The sequence below is a fragment of the Gaiella occulta genome, assembly GCF_003351045.1.
GTDB lineage: Bacteria > Actinomycetota > Thermoleophilia > Gaiellales > Gaiellaceae > Gaiella > Gaiella occulta.
On record NZ_QQZY01000004.1, the window covers coordinates 1 to 14,194 of the forward strand.

A 14,194-nucleotide genomic window follows, 5' to 3' on the forward strand; every position below is an offset into this window, starting at 1 on the left:
CCCTGCCAGGTGCCGAAGAACGAGATGCGGCGGATGTCGAGCGTTCCGTCCGTCGTCACCCCGGCGCTCGAGCGGGCCCCGTAGGGAGGGCTCGCCACCTGTCCGTCGCGCATGAACACGCCGCTGGCGGCTCACCGTCTCCGCGACCGACGACGTCGGCCAGCAGTCGGAGATGACGCAGTCGTTCGTCGTCAACTCGACGATCGGCTTCCTCGCCACGGCGCCGAAGAAGCTCTTCCTCCCGCCCGCGGGCCGCGACCTGCGCATCGGCTGGCGGCAGACGCGGGAGGCGCGCGTCGTCGTCACCGTCGAGACTCCCGCCGGCGAGATCGTGCGCACGCTCGCGCGACGCCGTTACGCCCCGGGCGCTCCCGGCGTGACGTGGAACGGCCTCGACCGTGACCGGAAGGCCGTCAAGGGCGGCAAGTACGTCGTGCGCGTCGTCGCGCGGAACGGCCTCGGCACGATCCAGCTCACGCGCGACGTCCGTGTGCAGCGGATCGTCGGCCCCAAGAAGCGCCTGACACGATGACCGCCGCCCGGACGGCACGCTGCTTCGTCGTGGTGGGTGCGCCCGGGCGAAGTAGAGTGCCCTGATGCCGGTCGCATCGCTCCTGACGTCGGTGACGGCCTTCATCGGCGACTACGGCCTCTACGCCGTGTTCGGCCTCATGCTGATCGACGCCGTGCTCCCCGCGGCGAGCGAGCTCGTGATGGTGTACGGCGGCGCGATCGCCTCCGGGGCGCTCGCCGGCCAGACGGTGACGCTCTTCGGCGCCGACGTGTCCGCAGGCCTGCCCGCCTACCTGGCGATCGCGCTCGCCGGCACGATCGGATACACGATCGGCGCCGTGCTCGGGTGGCAGATCGGCCGGCGCGGAGGCCGCCCGTTCCTCGAGCGCCACGGCCGCTGGCTCCATCTCGACGAGAGGAAGCTCGAGCGGGCCGAGTCCTGGTTTCGCCGCTTCGGGGACGAGGCGGTGCTGATCGGCCGCGTCACGCCGGTCGTGCGCTCCTTCATCTCCATCCCCGCCGGGGTGTTCGAGCAGCCGCTGCGCCGCTACACGCTGCTCACGCTCGCCGGCTCGGCGCTGTGGGCGTTCGCGTTCGCCGGCGCCGGCTGGGCCGCCGGCGCGAGCTGGGAGCGATTCCACCAGGCGTTCCGGTACGCCGACATCGCGGTCGCCGCGCTCGTCGTCGCGGGCCTCGGCTGGCTCGCCTGGCGCACCCTGAAGGGGCGCCGCGCCTCCGCGGAGACGCCCTGACGCGGGCGCGCTCCGTCGCTTGCCGCGCACAGATTCCCTGCTCGCAGGCGGTTTCAGGCGCGCGGGTCGCTACACTCGAACGGCCGTGATCCCGCTCGTCGACGTGAAGGCGCAGTACGCCCCCCTGATCCCGCAGCTGCAGGAGCGCCTCGCGCAGGTGCTCGAGTCGGGTCGCTTCATCTTCGGCCCCGAGGTCGAGGCGTTCGAGCGCGAGTCGGCCGCATTCCTGGGCGTCGCGCACGCGATCGGCGTCGCCAACGGCACCGACGCGCTCGTGCTCGCGCTCGAGGCGATGGGCATCGGCCGGGGTGACGAGGTGATCTGCCCGGCGTTCACCTTCTACGCCAGCGCGGAGTCGATCGCGCGCGTCGGCGCGACCCCGGTGTTCGCGGACATCGACCCGGTCTCGCTCAACCTCGACCCGGAGGACGTGGCTGCACGGATGACGGCGCGCACGAAGGCGATCATGCCCGTGCACCTGTTCGGCCGCCCGGCCCCGCTCGACGCGCTCGCGTCCCTCGGCCTGCCGCTGATCGAGGATTCCGCGCAGGCGTTCGGCGCCGCAGGCGTCGCGTCGAAGGGCGTCTGCTCGACGTTCAGCTTCTTCCCCACGAAGAACCTGTTCGCGCTCGGCGACGGCGGGCTGGTGGCCTGCAGCGACGACGAGGTGGCGGAGCGCGTGCGCATGCTGCGCTTCCACGGCTCCCGCGACAAGAAGACGTTCGAGCTCGTGGGCACGAACTCCCGTCTCGACGCGATCCAGGCCGCGGCCCTGCGCGTGTTCCTGCCGCATCTGAACGGCTGGAACCGCGGCCGTCGCGAGGGCGCCGCCCGCTACGCGGAGCTCGGGCTGGGCGACGTCGTCGAGCTGCCGCTCGACGAGCCCGGGCACGTCTACCACATGTACGTCGTGCGCTCGCCCGACCGGGCACGGATCGCGGCCGCCCTCGCGGAGGCCGGCATCGCGTCCGCGTCCTACTACGTGGTGCCGCTGCATCTGCAGCCGGCGATGCGCTACCTCGGCTACTCCGCCGGCTCGCTGCCCGAGACGGAGCGGGCCGCGGCCGACAACCTCGCCCTGCCCTTGTGGGGCGGGATCGGCGCAGAGGTGCAGGAGCAGGTCGCCGCCGCCGTGCTCGCCGCCGCCGGCGTCACAGCGGCGTCCTGATCGAGGGGCGCCGTGCGGTTCCCCGTCAACCGGCACAGGCTCTGGCAGGTCGGAGTCGACGGCGCCGTGGTCGCGCTCGCCTGGTGGCTCGCGTGGCAGCTCCGCTTCGACCAGGGGCGGCCCGGCTACTACAACCGCTACCTCGACTGGGATCTCGTCCTGCTCGTCGCCGGCGTCAAGCTGCCGGTCTTCGCCCTGGCCGGGTTCTACAACCGCTGGTGGCGCTACGTCTCGACGCGGGACATGTGGGGCGCCGTGCGCGGCGTCGCCTTCGCCTCGCTTGCGACGTTCCTCGTGTTCACCCTGTTCGAGGTGCAGCCGAACCGTGTGCCGACCGGCGTCTGGTTCATCGACCTGCTGCTCTGCCTCGCCTTCGTGGCGGGCCTGCGCCTCGCCGCGCGGTCGCTGATCGAGCGGCCCCGTCCCGGGCAGGTCGTCGTCCGCGGCAAGGAGGCGCTCGTCGTCGGCGCCGGCGACGCGGCGCAGCTCGTCGTCAAGGAGATGCTCCGGAACCCGGGGCTCGGGTACACGCCGATCGGCCTCGTCGACGACGATCCGCGCAAGAAGAACCTGCGCATCCACGGCATCCGCGTGCTCGGGACGACGGAAGAGCTGCCGCAGCTGATCCGCCTCCGGCGCCCCGACGAGGTGCTGATCGCGATCCCCTCCGCGTCGGGTGCGGCGCGCGGGAAGATCGTGGAGGCGGCCCGCGCGGAGGGCGTCGCGGTGAAGACGCTGCCGGGACTGATGGAGCTCGTCTCCGGCGACTTCGACCTCACCGCCCAGCTGCGGCCGGTCGAGGTCGAGGACGTGCTCGGGCGCGAGCCGGTAGAGGTCGACCTCGACGCGATCGCCGGCTACCTCGGCGGCGAGGTGGTGATGGTGACCGGCGCCGGCGGCTCCATCGGCTCGGAGCTCTGCCGGCAGGTGTCGCGCCTCGGACCGGCCAAGCTCGTGCTCGTCGACCACGCGGAGCCGGCGCTGTTCGAGATCGAGCGGGAGCTCGTGCGCGAGCGCGGCTTCACCGCGGCCGCAGCCGTCGTCGCAGACGTGAAGGACGGCGAGAAGATGCGCCAGGTGTGCGCGAGCTACCGGCCGGGCGTCGTCTTCCACGCGGCCGCGTACAAGCACGTGGCGATGATGGAGGCGAACCCGATCGAGGCGGTGCGCAACAACACGCTCGGCACGCGGACGCTCGCGGACGTCGCCGTGGAGCACGGAGCGAAGCGCTTCGTGCTCGTGTCCACCGACAAGGCGGCCAATCCGAAGACGGTGATGGGCCAGTCGAAGGCTCTGTGCGAGTGGATCGTCGAGACGTACGGCCACCGCCCCGACGTCGCGACCCGGTTCGTGGCGGTGCGGTTCGGCAACGTGCTCGGCTCGTCGGGCTCCGTGATCCCGATCTTCCGCAGGCAGATCGCACGGGGCGGGCCGGTGACGGTGACGCATCCGGAGATGACGCGCTTCTTCATGACGATCCCCGAGGCGGTCCAGCTCGTCGTGCAGGCGGGCGCGATCGGCGAGCGCGGCCAGGTGTACGTGCTCGACATGGGCGAGCCGGTGCGCATCGTCGACCTCGCCGAGAACATGATCCGCCTCTCGGGCAAGGAGCCCGGCACCGAGATCGCGATCGAGTTCATCGGGCCGGCGCCGGGGGAGAAGCTGCACGAGGAGCTGGTCGGCGACGGCGAGACGGTGTCGCCGAGCCCGCACCCGAAGATCCGCCGGATCACGCGGCCGCCCGTCGAGCAGGCCTGGCTCGAGGCCGAGCTCGCCACGCTCGAGCGGCTCGTCGAGGAGGGCGAGACGCTGGAGCTCGTGGGCGCCTTGAGCCGTATCGTGCGCGAGCCGCGCCGCGAGGGCAGCTCGACCGCCGTCGGCGCCGACTAGCGCCGCAGCTCGAGGGCCGACAGGAGCAGATCGAGCAGCGCCGACGGCGCGCGCTCGAGGCGCGGCGCGGCGCCGGCCCGCTTCACGAGCGCGAGATCGCCGGCGGAGGCCAGCGGCCGCAGGCGTCCGCCGGCGATCAGTGCCTCGTCGACCGCGCCCAGCCTGCCGGCGAAGGTCGTGTAGACCGGCACGCCGAGCGCGACCGCCTCGCGGTTCATCGTGCCTCCGGCGGACACGACGAGGTCGGCGAGCGCGACCAGGCTCTGCGCGTCGATCGCGCGCCCGGGCACGACGAGCGACGGCAGCGCCGCCTGCCGGAGCGCGTCGCGCTGCGCCGCGGTGCGAGGGAGCACGACCGCGTGCACCGCCGGGTCGCGTCCGAGCCGCTCGAGCACGTCGGCGAAGAGCGGGTTGCCGTGGCGGTGGTACAGCGACACCTCCGGCGGGGTGCGCACGACCGCGAGCACGCGCGAGCGGTCGAGGCCGAGCGCGTCGAGCACGGAGGCGTCCGCCACGAAGCCCGAGAGGTAGTACTCCTCCTTGAGGCCCGGGTAGCGGCGCACCTTGGCCGCGGTGGCGCCGAGACGGTCGAGCCGCTCCTTCGGGATCGCCTCCGGCACGATGACGCAGGTCGCGGCGCGTGAGCCGAGCGTGTGCTGGGCGCGCGCGAACTCGTAGTCGAACGCGTAGGCGGACGGCACGCCGAGCGTGCGCGCGACGAGCGGCAGCTCGTGCGAGGCGTGCGAGAGGGCGACGTCGAAGCGGCGCCGCCGCGCCCAGCCGCGCAACGCGTGCAGCCTCGCGCCCATCGCGCGGACCTTCGCCCCGCGCCCCGCCCCGCCGTGCGGGGGCCCCACGACGTCGTGCGCGACGCCCGCCGCCTGCAGCAGCTCCAGCGTCTGCGCGAAGTCGCGCGCCGACACGTGCACCTCGTGCCCGCGCTCCTCGAGCAGCGCGAGCAGCGGCCGGAAGAACGGCACGTGCGGCGAGTTCGTCATGTCGATCCAGACCCTCATGCGTCCCCTTCCAGCCTCGTCGACGCCTTCCGCTCCAGCCATTCGGCGAGAAACGGCTCGGCGAGTCGATAGCGTCCGTCCGGGCCCTTCTCGATCACATCCTCCCGCACGAGCGACGTGACGGCGCGCTGCACGAAGGTCGGAGCGGGCAGCCCGGCCCGTTCGCGCGTCTCCTCGGCGTACAGGCTCTGCGCCCCGGCGCGGAGTGCCAGCAGGACGAGGCGCTCGTTGCGCGTTGCCGCGTCCCACAGGCGGGCGAGATTGTTGTGCTCGGCGCGCAGCACGTCCACGAGGCCGGCCTCGACGTCGGCGGCCCGCGCCGCGTGCCCGCGGGGGACATGCGCCCAGGTGAAGAAGGCCAGCTCCTGCGTCGCGTACGGGTGGCCGTCGGTGATCTCGAGGATGCGGGAGACGGCCTCGTCGTCGGCGTCCCGCGCCGTCGCGGCGAACCGTGAGCGCAGATGGCCCGCGAGCGTGTCGTGGGGCAGCCGGCCGAGCTCCATCCGGCGTGCGCCCCGCCACAGCGCGCCGTCGCGGTCGTCGAAGATCGCGTGCCGGGCGTGCCGCCTGCTGCCCACGTACACGTGGGCGACGTCGGGCTGGGCCTGGAACACCGACCGCATCAGGTCGGGCAGCCGCGGGTCGAGTGCCACGATCTCCTGGAACTCGTCGAACAGGATCGCCACCTGCCGCTCGCGCTCGGCCGCGATCCGCCCCGGCAGCTCGAGCAGCCGCTCGATCGTGCCGTCGATGGCGCCGTCGGCGTGGCTTGCCCGGAAGGAGAAGCTGAGCGCGCCGTCGTCCGGGTCGAGCTCGATCGTCGGGCGCACCGGTAGGCCGCGGAAGAGACCGGCGGCGCGATCTCGCGGCTGCCCCGGCGGCGAGGCGAGGTCGTCGTCGATCGTCTTCGCCAGAGCGGCGGCGAAGCGCTCCTTCGTGGGCGTACGCGTCAGGTCGCACGTGGCGACGAGGATGCCCTCGCGCGCCGCCTCCTGGACGGCCCGGAGCGCGAGCGAGGACTTGCCGTAGCGCCGGGGAGCGAGCAGGAGCACGTCCCGGCCGCCGCGCAGATCGCTCGTCAGCGCCCGCAGCTCGTCCTCGCGGTCGACGAACGCGTCGCCGCAGGCGAGGCTTCCGAACGTGAACGGATTCCGCTCGACCACCCGCGCAATATACATCCGCCATATGAATGAGATATATGAGTATGTATAATACAGAGGCGGACAATCGACAACGGGATAACATCCGCTTATGGACACGCGCCAGCTCGCCGCGTTCTGCGCCGTCGTCGAGCGCCGCAGCTTCTCGCAGGCGGCCGAACGGCTCGGCGTCACGCAGCCCGCCGTTTCGCTGCAGGTACGGGCGCTCGAGAAGCGCCTCGGGGTGCAGCTGCTCGACCGCTCCGGCAGGCGCGTGGAGCCCACCGAGGCCGGCTCGAGGCTCTACCGCGGCGCCCAGCGTCTCCTCGAGATCGAGGAGACGCTGCTCGAGGAGATCGCGGCCGAGGGGCAGGGCGCCCTCGAGGGCGAGCTTGCGATCGGCGCCTCGACCGGCCCTGCCGCGATCGCCGTGCCCGTGCTCCTGTGCGAGTTCCAGCAGGCGAACCCCGGCGTGCGGATCCGCCTGCGCGTGCACGACACGCAGACGGTCGTCGATCTCGTCGCCGGCCGCGAGCTCGAGCTCGGCATCGTCGGCGCCGCGCGCCGCCATCGCGGCGTCCGCTTCGAGCCTCTGCTGCGAGACGAGGTGATCCTGATCTGCCCTCCGGGCCACCCGTTCGCGGGACGCACCGTCGCCGTCGACGAGCTGCGCGCCGAGCGCCTGATCGTGATGCAGGAGGGCGCCGGCGTGCGGCAGGTGGTCGAGGACGAGCTGCGGCGCATGGGAACGCGGCTGCGCGACCTCGACGTGCGCCTCGAGCTCGGCCTGCAGGAGTCGGTGCGCAGCGCGGTCATCGCGGGCTACGGGGTGACGTTCATCTCCCGCACGGCCGTCGAGGCCGACCTTGCCGCCGGCACGCTCGCCGAGGCGCGTCTCGACGGCATGGACGCGACGCGCGAGATCTCGCTCGTGCGCGGCGCCGGGAGGGTCTCGACGCGCGTCGCGGAGGCGTTCGCCGCGTTCGCCCACGTCCGGCAGGGATGAGCGCCAGGATCGTCCGTTTCGGCCCCGGCGCGCTCGCACGGCTGCCGGAGGTGCTGGCCGAGGTCGGGGTAGAGCGGCCGCTTCTCGTCACGACGCTCCGCGGGGCGCGCTCCGCGGGCGCCCTCGCCCGCGCCGGCCTCTTCGACGGCGTCCGCCCCCATGTCCCGCTCGAGACCGTGCACGCCGCCGCCGCGGCGGCGCGGCGCGCGCGGGCGGACGGCATCGTCGCGCTCGGCGGCGGCAGCGCGATCGACACCGCCAAGGCGGCGGCGGTCGAGCTCCTCGACGAGGTCGAGCCGAGGATCGTCGTCGTGCCGACGACGTACGCCGGCGCCGAGTGGACGCCGTACTTCGGGATGCTCCTCGAGCCCGGCCGCAAGGGCGGCGGCGCCGACGCGCGGGTTCGTCCCGTCGCGGCCGTGTACGACCCGCTGCTCACGCTCGAGCTGCCGCCGGGCGACACGGTCGGCACGGCCATGAACGCTCTCGCACACTGCGCCGAGGCGTACTACCACCCGCGGTCGGGCCCCGAGGCTGCCGGACGCGCCGACGCGGGCGCCGCCGCGATCGCCCGCGCGCTTCCCGCGGTCGTCGAGGAGCCGCGCTCGCTCGCCGAGCGCACGCGCCTGCTCGAAGGCGCGATGCATGCCGCGATCGCGCTCGACGAGTCCGGCCTCTGCCTCGGGCATGCGATGGCGCAGGCCCTCGGCGGCCGCTACGGGCTTGCCCAGGGAACGGCGAACGCGCTCTGCCTGCCGGCGGCGCTGCGCTTCAACGCCGAGGCCGTTCCCGCTGCCGTCGCCCGCTTCGGCCGGGCGCTCGCGGCCGACGACGCGGCCGCCGGCGTCGAGCAGCTCGCGCGGCTCGGCGGCTTCGGGCGGCTGCGCGACCAGGGCGTCCCGGCCGGCGACCTGCCGGCGGTCGCCGAGGAGATCGCCGCCCGGCCGGGGGCGCGCGCGAACCCGAAGCCCGCGTCCGCCGCTCAGATCGCGGAGCTGCTGCGCGCCGTCTGGTAGTGGGCGGCTACGTCGCGGCCTTGACGGCGCCGACGACCCGACGCAGGCTGACGACGCCGAGCACGTGCCCGTTGCCGTCGAGCACGGGGAGGTGGCGGAAGCCGTGCTCGAGCATCACCTGCGCGGCCTCCTCGACGTCGCTGTCCGACGTCGTCGTGACGGGATCCTCCGTCATCCACTGCCGCACTCGCGCCTCGCTCGAGTGGACGCGGGCGGCCATCGCCTTGAGCAGGTCGCGCTCGGTGAGGATCCCGATCAGCGTCCCGTGATCCTTCACGACGACGGCGCCGACGTTCTTCGCCGTCATGCGCTCCGCGACCTCGCCGAGCGTGTCCTCGGGCGCGACCTCGATGAAATCGGGGCGCATCACGTCGGCGATCCGCGGCATCGCCCGAGTCTAGCGCAGCGCGAGGGAAAGGAGGCCGCGCGCTCCCTTCCGAGGATAAGCATGTGTAATGCAGATCATAAGGCAACCTGGTAGTATGGCCGGAATGCAGCCTGCGGGGCCCTTCGACGTGCTCGTGATCGGCAGCGGGGCCTCCGGCCTCGCCGCCGCCGTCTCCGCCGAGCGCGCGGGAGCGCGCGTCGCGCTCGCGACGAAGGGCTCGCTCCAGGCCAACAACTCGTCGAAGGCGCAGGGAGGGATCCAGGCCGCGCTGGGCGAGGACGACTCGCCGGCCCTTCACGCCGACGACATCATGCGCTCCTCGCACGGCACGGCCGACCCGCGGCTCGTCGAGGTGCTCAGCGCCGAGGCGGCTTCGGCGATCCACTGGCTCGAGGAGCTCGGCTGCGTGTTCAACCGCGAGAACGGCGGCTACCGGCTCGCCCGCTGCGGCGGCGCCTCCCGCCGGCGGCTGCTCCAGGTCGGCGACCGTACCGGGCACGCGATCACGAAGGCGCTGCGTGACGCCTTCGAGGCCGGCTCCGGCCTCGCCTTCCCGCACCACGCGCTCGTGGATCTGGCGGCCGCGGAGAACGGCTGGAGCGCGAGCTTTCGCACGGGAGGCGGTGACCGGATCCGGTTGGCGGCCGGCACGGTCGTGCTGGCCGCCGGCGGGCGCTGCTTCGCCGAGGCGGCGAAGCGCGGCGAGCTGTCGACGAACCATCCGAACGCGACCGGCGAGGTGACGAGGATCGCCCTCGACCTCGGCGTCGAGGCCCGCGATCTCGACGCCCTCCAGTACCACCCGAACGGCGGCGCCTGGCCGCGGACGATGCAGGGCTACTCGATTCCCGAGACGACGCGCGCCTACGGCGCCGTGCTCGTCAACGCGGACGGCGAGGAGTTCACCGACTCGCTCGGGCCGCGAGACGTCGTCTCGCAGGCGATCTTCGACGAGGTCGCCGCCGGCCGCGGCGTCGAGACCGAGGACGGCCGGCCGGCCGTCTACCTCGACACGACGAGGATCGCGAAGGCCGATGCCGAGATCTCGCTGCCGTACATGCTGCGCCGCTACCGCGGCGCCGGCATCGACCCGCTCGAGGAGAGGCTTCTGACCTACCCCGTCCTCCACTACCAGAACGGCGGCCTCGTCATCGACGAGGACGCCGAGACCACGCTCGAGGGGCTGTACGCCTGCGGCGAGATCGCCGGCGGCACCCACGGGCGCAACCGCATGATGGGCAACTCGCTGCTGGAGTGCGTCGTCTTCGGACGGCGTGCCGGCCGCGCGGCCTCGGAGAAAGCGAGCTGATGACGACGATCACGACGACCGACCTCGCAGGAGCCGTGGAGGACGTCGCGGCGCACCTGTACGTGTGGGCGCTGAAGGACATCCCGCAGGACCTGCGTGACGCGCTGGCCGCGGCCCGCGACCGCGAGACCTCGACGACGGGCATCCGCATCCTCGAGACGATCCACCGCAACGTGTCGATCGCGGACGAGCAGAAGAACCTCGTCTGCCAGGACACCGGCATCGCCGTCTACACCTGCCGCGTGGGCGAGCACTTCCCGCTCCATCCGGCGCGCATCTACGCGTCGCTCAAGGCGGGCACGGCGCGCGCGACCGTCGAGCATCCGCTGCGCTCGAACGCGGTGCACGTGCTCACCCGCGAGAACACGGGCCCCAACGTCGGGCACCGGCTGCCGATCGTGCACTGGGAGTTCATCCCGGACTGGGACGGCCTCGACGTGAAGTGCGTGCCGAAGGGGTCGGGCTCCGAGAACATGAGCTTCCTGAAGATGTGCGTCCCGGCCGACGGGGTGAGCGGGATCAAGAAGTTCGTGCTCGAGTCGATCGTCGACGCGGGCGGCAAGCCGTGCCCGCCCGGCATCGTCGGCGTCGGCATCGGCGGCTCGGCCGACTACGCGATGTACCTCGCCAAGGAGGCGATCGCCCGCCCGGTCGGCACTCGCAACGCGGACCCGCTCGTGGCGCAGCTCGAGGACGAGCTGTACGGCCTGCTCAACGAGACCGGCATCGGTCCCATGGGCCTCGGCGGCGACGTCACCGTGTTGCAGTGCCACATCGAGCACGCCGACACGCACATGACGCTCAACCCGGTGGCGGTCAACTACCAGTGCTGGGCGGCGCGGCGCGCCTCCGCGCACATCGCCGCCGACGGCAGCGTCGACTTCGACCGGGAGTTCTGATGGCTGACGCGACGACGTACCCGTACGAGCGCGAACGGCCGCCCTTGTGGCTCGGAGCCACGAAGTCGTTTGCATCCGGCAGCGAGGAGACGAGCTGATGGCTCACCACGAAGTCACGTTCCCGATCACCGACCCGCACGAGATCCTGAAGCTGCGTGCTGGTGACGAGGTGACGGTGCAGGGGCACATCATCGGCATCCGCGACCGCACCCAGATCCGCATCTTCGACCAGGGCGTCGAGCCGCCGATGGACCTCTCCGGCGCCTTCCTGCTCCATACCGCCCCGAACGTGCGCAAGGTGGCCGAGGGCAGGTACGAGAAGATCTGCATCGGCACGACGACGAGCGCGCGCATGGTGCGCTTCACCGAGGGGCTCGGCGCGCAGTACGGCGTCCGCGCGATCTGCGGCAAGGGCGGCTTCCCCGACGTGGCGATCGAGCCGATGCAGCGGCTCGGGATGGTCTACTTCGCGATCGTCGGCGGCGCCGCGGCGCTCGAGACGACGCAGATCGAGGAGATCGAGGAGGTGCTCTGGGAAGAGCTCATGCCCGAGTGCCTGTGGAAGTTCCGCGTCAAGGACTTCGGCCCGCTCATCGTCGGCATCGACGCGCACGGCAACTCCCTCTACCACGACGTCCAGGCCCGCGCCCACGACAAGCTGAAGGAGCTCTATGCCCGGCTATGAAGCCTCGGACGGCCACTTCGACCCTGCCCGCGGCGGCACTGATGCGGCCCGCGCCCGCGCAAGCCGGCCCGGGAGCTCTCGTCGTCCTCGCCCGTCGTCGTCCGCGCCGGCCGTGAGGAGGGCAACATGACCATCGGAGGCTTCGAGGACGGCTGGCTCGGCGTTCCGACCCGCCCCGGCAAGCCCCGCCAGAACGGACTCACGCACGTCATCGACAAGGGCCTCAACACCCGCGACATCGAGGGGATGTTCGACACGGCGGGAGCCTTCGTCGACATCGTCAAGCTCGGCTGGGGCACGAGCTACGTCACGAACAACCTCGAGAAGAAGATCGCGCTGTACCGGCACTTCCAGACGCCGGTCGTGTGCGGAGGCACGCTGTTCGAGGCGGTCTACGCGCGCGGCAAGATGGACGAGTTCAAGGCGTGGCTCGTCGAGCACCGCTTCGCGCACGTCGAGATCTCCGACGGCACGATCGACATCCCGCGCGACGAGAAGCTCGAGCTGATCCGCGACTTCGCCCGCGACTTCACGGTGCTCTCCGAGGTCGGCTCGAAGGACTCCGACGTCGTCTACGCGCCCTACCAGTGGGTCGAATGGATCAAGGAAGAGCTCGCGGCCGGCTCGTGGAAGGTGATCACCGAGGCCCGCGAGGGCGGCACGGCCGGCATCTTCCGCAAGGACGGCGACATGCGCACCGGCCTCATCGACGAGATCGCGCACGAGGTGCCGATCGACGACCTCATCTTCGAGGCGCCGACGAAGTCCTCGCAGGCGTGGTTCGTGAAGCAGTTCGGCCCCAACGTCAACCTCGGCAACATCCCGCCCGACGAGGTGATCCCGCTCGAGACGCTGCGGCTCGGCCTGCGCGGCGACACGCTGAAGGAGATCCTCGTCCCCGCGCCGGAGCCCTCGGCATGAGCCTGCCGCCCCGCCCGTCCGGTCACGTGTCCCGCAGGGAGAAGTGAGCGTGGACTGGAAGCTGTCGCTTGCCGGGCTCCTCATCGGCCTGCTCGTCGGGATGACGGGGATGGGCGGCGGCTCGCTGATGACGCCGCTGCTCGTGCTCGTGTTCGGCTTCAAGCCGACGGTCGCAATCGGGACGGACATCCTGCACGGCGCCATCTTCAAGTCGTTCGGCGCCGTGCAGCACCGGCGGCTCGGCAACGTCAACCTGCGCCTCGCCCTGTGGATGCTGCTCGGCTCCGCGCCGCTGTCGCTCGTCGGGGTCATGGTGGCGACCTGGCTCAAGCACCACTACGGCGACGGCTTCGAGGCCGTCGCCAAGGAGATCCTCGGCGTCGCGCTCGTCCTCTGCGGGCTCGGCTTCCTCGCCAAGGCCTTCCTGCGCTCGCGCCCGCGGGGAGGCTCGTGGCGGATGAGCGTGCGCGACAAGCGCATCGCCTTCGTCACCGGCCTCGCCGGCGGCTTCGTCGTCGGGCTCACGTCCGTCGGCAGCGGCACCTTCTTCGGCCTCGTGATGATGCTCGTGTTCCCGCTCTCGGCGGCCGCCGTCGTCGGCACCGACATCTTCCATGCCGCCGCGCTGCTCTGGGTGGCCGGCGCGGGGCACATCGTGGCCGGGAACGTCGATCTCGGCGCGACGGGATGGCTGCTGATCGGCTCGATCCCGGGAGTGCTGCTCGGCGGCCACTTCACCGTGCACCTCCCTGACCGTGTCCTGCGGGTCGCCCTTGCGACGACGCTCACGCTCGCGGGCGTGAAGCTCGTGGACTTCCCGGGAGCCGACATGGTGCTCCTGGCCGGCGTCGCAGCCGCGCTCGCGGGCGCGCTGCTCGCGCTCAGCGTGCGGCTCGGCCGGCGCGCCCGCCCGCTGCCGGTCGCCGACGCGGTGCCGTCGTCGGAGCCCTGAGCCGCTACCGCTACGCGTTCTCGCCCGCGACCGGCGGCGGCAGCGGGCAGCTGACGAACTTCCGCCCGGTCAGCGCATAGCCGATCTTGTAGGCGCTGCAGCCGGCGCAGAAGCCGGTGACGGCGGCGAGGAGCGCGAGCGCGGCGACGATGCTCCCGAGCACGGTGCCGGCCGTCGACCAGCCGGCGACGTGCGCGAGCGACGCGGCGGTGAGGAAGGCGAGCCCGACCATGTTCGCGAAGCGCGGCGGGCGGCTGTCCTCGAGCGGCCCTTCGCCGAGGCGCTGCTGCAGCACCTCGTAGTAGAAGACGCAGGCGAGGCACCAGCGCCGGCCGAGCGTGAGGCCGAGCGCGAGCTGCAGGGCGAGCAGCGCGAGCAGCCACCACGGCCCGACCGTGACCGCGGCGAGCGCGACGAGCCCGACGACGGCCTGGTTCACCCGCGGCGCTCGGGCGTCGATCACGGTGGTGTCCCGGTACGGATCCGCTCGTCGCTTCACTTTGGGAAGTATGCCTGACGGCGAACCGGCCGTCGCAACCT

At 72.4% G+C, this 14,194-nt stretch carries 15 protein-coding genes; 11 read left to right on the forward strand and 4 right to left on the reverse strand.

All coding sequences use genetic code 11. The features are described 5' to 3' along the window. The first annotated feature begins 172 nt into the window (after window positions 1-172). The 4 genes from Gocc_RS08960 (at window position 173) to Gocc_RS08975 (ending at window position 4,323) form a co-directional block, all read left to right on the forward strand. A complete protein-coding gene (locus Gocc_RS08960; RefSeq protein WP_114796217.1) occupies window positions 173-532 on the forward strand; it encodes a FlgD immunoglobulin-like domain containing protein in 360 nt (119 codons plus the stop codon). Window positions 533-596: 64 nt separating this feature from the next. After that, window positions 597-1,265: a DedA family protein gene (locus Gocc_RS08965; protein ID WP_114796218.1), complete on the forward strand. Its 669-nt coding sequence runs from the start codon at window positions 597-599 to the stop codon at window positions 1,263-1,265. A gap of 85 nt (window positions 1,266-1,350) precedes the next feature. Next, window positions 1,351-2,433: a DegT/DnrJ/EryC1/StrS family aminotransferase gene (locus tag Gocc_RS08970; protein WP_114796219.1), complete on the forward strand. Its 1,083-nt coding sequence runs from the start codon at window positions 1,351-1,353 to the stop codon at window positions 2,431-2,433. A 12-nt stretch (window positions 2,434-2,445) separates the two neighbouring features. After that, a complete protein-coding gene (locus tag Gocc_RS08975) occupies window positions 2,446-4,323 on the forward strand; it encodes a polysaccharide biosynthesis protein (RefSeq protein WP_114796220.1) in 1,878 nt (625 codons plus the stop codon). Here Gocc_RS08975 and Gocc_RS08980 read toward each other — a convergent pair. Next, window positions 4,320-5,339 (reverse strand): DUF354 domain-containing protein, encoded by a 1,020-nt coding sequence (locus tag Gocc_RS08980; protein ID WP_114796221.1) that lies wholly within the window; start codon window positions 5,337-5,339, stop codon window positions 4,320-4,322. The genes Gocc_RS08975 and Gocc_RS08980 overlap by 4 nt on opposite strands. Continuing rightward, on the reverse strand, window positions 5,336-6,502 hold the full coding sequence (locus tag Gocc_RS08985) for an AAA family ATPase (RefSeq protein ID WP_181813505.1): 1,167 nt from the start codon (window positions 6,500-6,502) through the stop codon (window positions 5,336-5,338). The genes Gocc_RS08980 and Gocc_RS08985 overlap by 4 nt, the downstream gene beginning before the upstream one ends. A gap of 88 nt (window positions 6,503-6,590) precedes the next feature. On the opposite strand from Gocc_RS08985, the gene Gocc_RS08990 reads away from it, so the two are divergent. Both Gocc_RS08990 and Gocc_RS08995 read left to right on the forward strand, forming a co-directional pair. Beyond that, window positions 6,591-7,484, forward strand: a complete 894-nt coding sequence (locus Gocc_RS08990) for a LysR family transcriptional regulator (protein WP_114796223.1) — start codon at window positions 6,591-6,593, stop codon at window positions 7,482-7,484. Further along, on the forward strand, window positions 7,481-8,500 hold the full coding sequence (locus Gocc_RS08995) for an iron-containing alcohol dehydrogenase family protein (RefSeq protein WP_114796224.1): 1,020 nt from the start codon (window positions 7,481-7,483) through the stop codon (window positions 8,498-8,500). Before Gocc_RS08990 ends, Gocc_RS08995 begins: the two co-directional genes overlap by 4 nt. 7 nt (window positions 8,501-8,507) lie before the next feature. Here the strand turns inward: Gocc_RS08995 and Gocc_RS09000 are convergent, their stop codons facing one another. Next, window positions 8,508-8,888, reverse strand: coding sequence for a CBS domain-containing protein (locus tag Gocc_RS09000; RefSeq protein ID WP_114796225.1), 381 nt, complete (start codon window positions 8,886-8,888; stop codon window positions 8,508-8,510). Between the two features lie 103 nt (window positions 8,889-8,991). Here Gocc_RS09000 and Gocc_RS09005 point away from each other — a divergent pair, with 103 nt between their 5' ends. The 5 genes from Gocc_RS09005 to Gocc_RS09025 all read left to right on the forward strand — a co-directional run bounded on the left by Gocc_RS09005 (window position 8,992) and on the right by Gocc_RS09025 (window position 13,654). After that, on the forward strand, window positions 8,992-10,197 hold the full coding sequence (locus Gocc_RS09005) for an FAD-dependent oxidoreductase (protein WP_181813506.1): 1,206 nt from the start codon (window positions 8,992-8,994) through the stop codon (window positions 10,195-10,197). After that, the gene (locus Gocc_RS09010) at window positions 10,197-11,096 is read left to right on the forward strand and encodes a fumarate hydratase (protein WP_114796227.1); all 900 of its coding nucleotides are present in this window, start codon (window positions 10,197-10,199) and stop codon (window positions 11,094-11,096) included. The genes Gocc_RS09005 and Gocc_RS09010 overlap by 1 nt, the downstream gene beginning before the upstream one ends. A gap of 97 nt (window positions 11,097-11,193) precedes the next feature. After that, window positions 11,194-11,781: a FumA C-terminus/TtdB family hydratase beta subunit gene (locus tag Gocc_RS09015; protein ID WP_114796228.1), complete on the forward strand. Its 588-nt coding sequence runs from the start codon at window positions 11,194-11,196 to the stop codon at window positions 11,779-11,781. A gap of 126 nt (window positions 11,782-11,907) precedes the next feature. Beyond that, window positions 11,908-12,702 (forward strand): phosphosulfolactate synthase, encoded by a 795-nt coding sequence (locus Gocc_RS09020; protein ID WP_114796229.1) that lies wholly within the window; start codon window positions 11,908-11,910, stop codon window positions 12,700-12,702. A gap of 49 nt (window positions 12,703-12,751) precedes the next feature. After that, window positions 12,752-13,654 carry a sulfite exporter TauE/SafE family protein gene (locus Gocc_RS09025; RefSeq protein WP_114796230.1) on the forward strand — a complete coding sequence of 301 codons (903 nt, stop codon included), beginning with the start codon at window positions 12,752-12,754 and terminating at the stop codon, window positions 13,652-13,654. A gap of 10 nt (window positions 13,655-13,664) precedes the next feature. Here Gocc_RS09025 and Gocc_RS09030 read toward each other — a convergent pair whose 3' ends face one another. Further along, on the reverse strand, window positions 13,665-14,153 hold the full coding sequence (locus Gocc_RS09030) for a DUF4395 domain-containing protein (RefSeq protein WP_181813507.1): 489 nt from the start codon (window positions 14,151-14,153) through the stop codon (window positions 13,665-13,667). Window positions 14,154-14,194 lie beyond the last annotated feature (41 nt).

Excerpts from the sequence above, each read along its gene's own strand:
- Gocc_RS08995 (WP_114796224.1), top strand. The coding sequence starts at position 7,481 with ATGAGCGCCAGGATCGTCCGTTTCGGCCCCGGCGCGCTCGCACGGCTG.
- Gocc_RS09010 (WP_114796227.1), top strand. The coding sequence starts at position 10,197 with ATGACGACGATCACGACGACCGACCTCGCAGGAGCCGTGGAGGACGTC.
- Gocc_RS09015 (WP_114796228.1), top strand. The coding sequence starts at position 11,194 with ATGGCTCACCACGAAGTCACGTTCCCGATCACCGACCCGCACGAGATC.
- Gocc_RS08990 (WP_114796223.1), top strand. The coding sequence starts at position 6,591 with ATGGACACGCGCCAGCTCGCCGCGTTCTGCGCCGTCGTCGAGCGCCGC.
- Gocc_RS08960 (WP_114796217.1), top strand. The coding sequence starts at position 173 with ATGACGCAGTCGTTCGTCGTCAACTCGACGATCGGCTTCCTCGCCACG.
- Gocc_RS09000 (WP_114796225.1), bottom strand. The coding sequence starts at position 8,888 with ATGCCGCGGATCGCCGACGTGATGCGCCCCGATTTCATCGAGGTCGCG.
- Gocc_RS08965 (WP_114796218.1), top strand. The coding sequence starts at position 597 with ATGCCGGTCGCATCGCTCCTGACGTCGGTGACGGCCTTCATCGGCGAC.
- Gocc_RS09005 (WP_181813506.1), top strand. The coding sequence starts at position 8,992 with ATGCAGCCTGCGGGGCCCTTCGACGTGCTCGTGATCGGCAGCGGGGCC.
- Gocc_RS09020 (WP_114796229.1), top strand. The coding sequence starts at position 11,908 with ATGACCATCGGAGGCTTCGAGGACGGCTGGCTCGGCGTTCCGACCCGC.
- Gocc_RS08980 (WP_114796221.1), bottom strand. The coding sequence starts at position 5,339 with ATGAGGGTCTGGATCGACATGACGAACTCGCCGCACGTGCCGTTCTTC.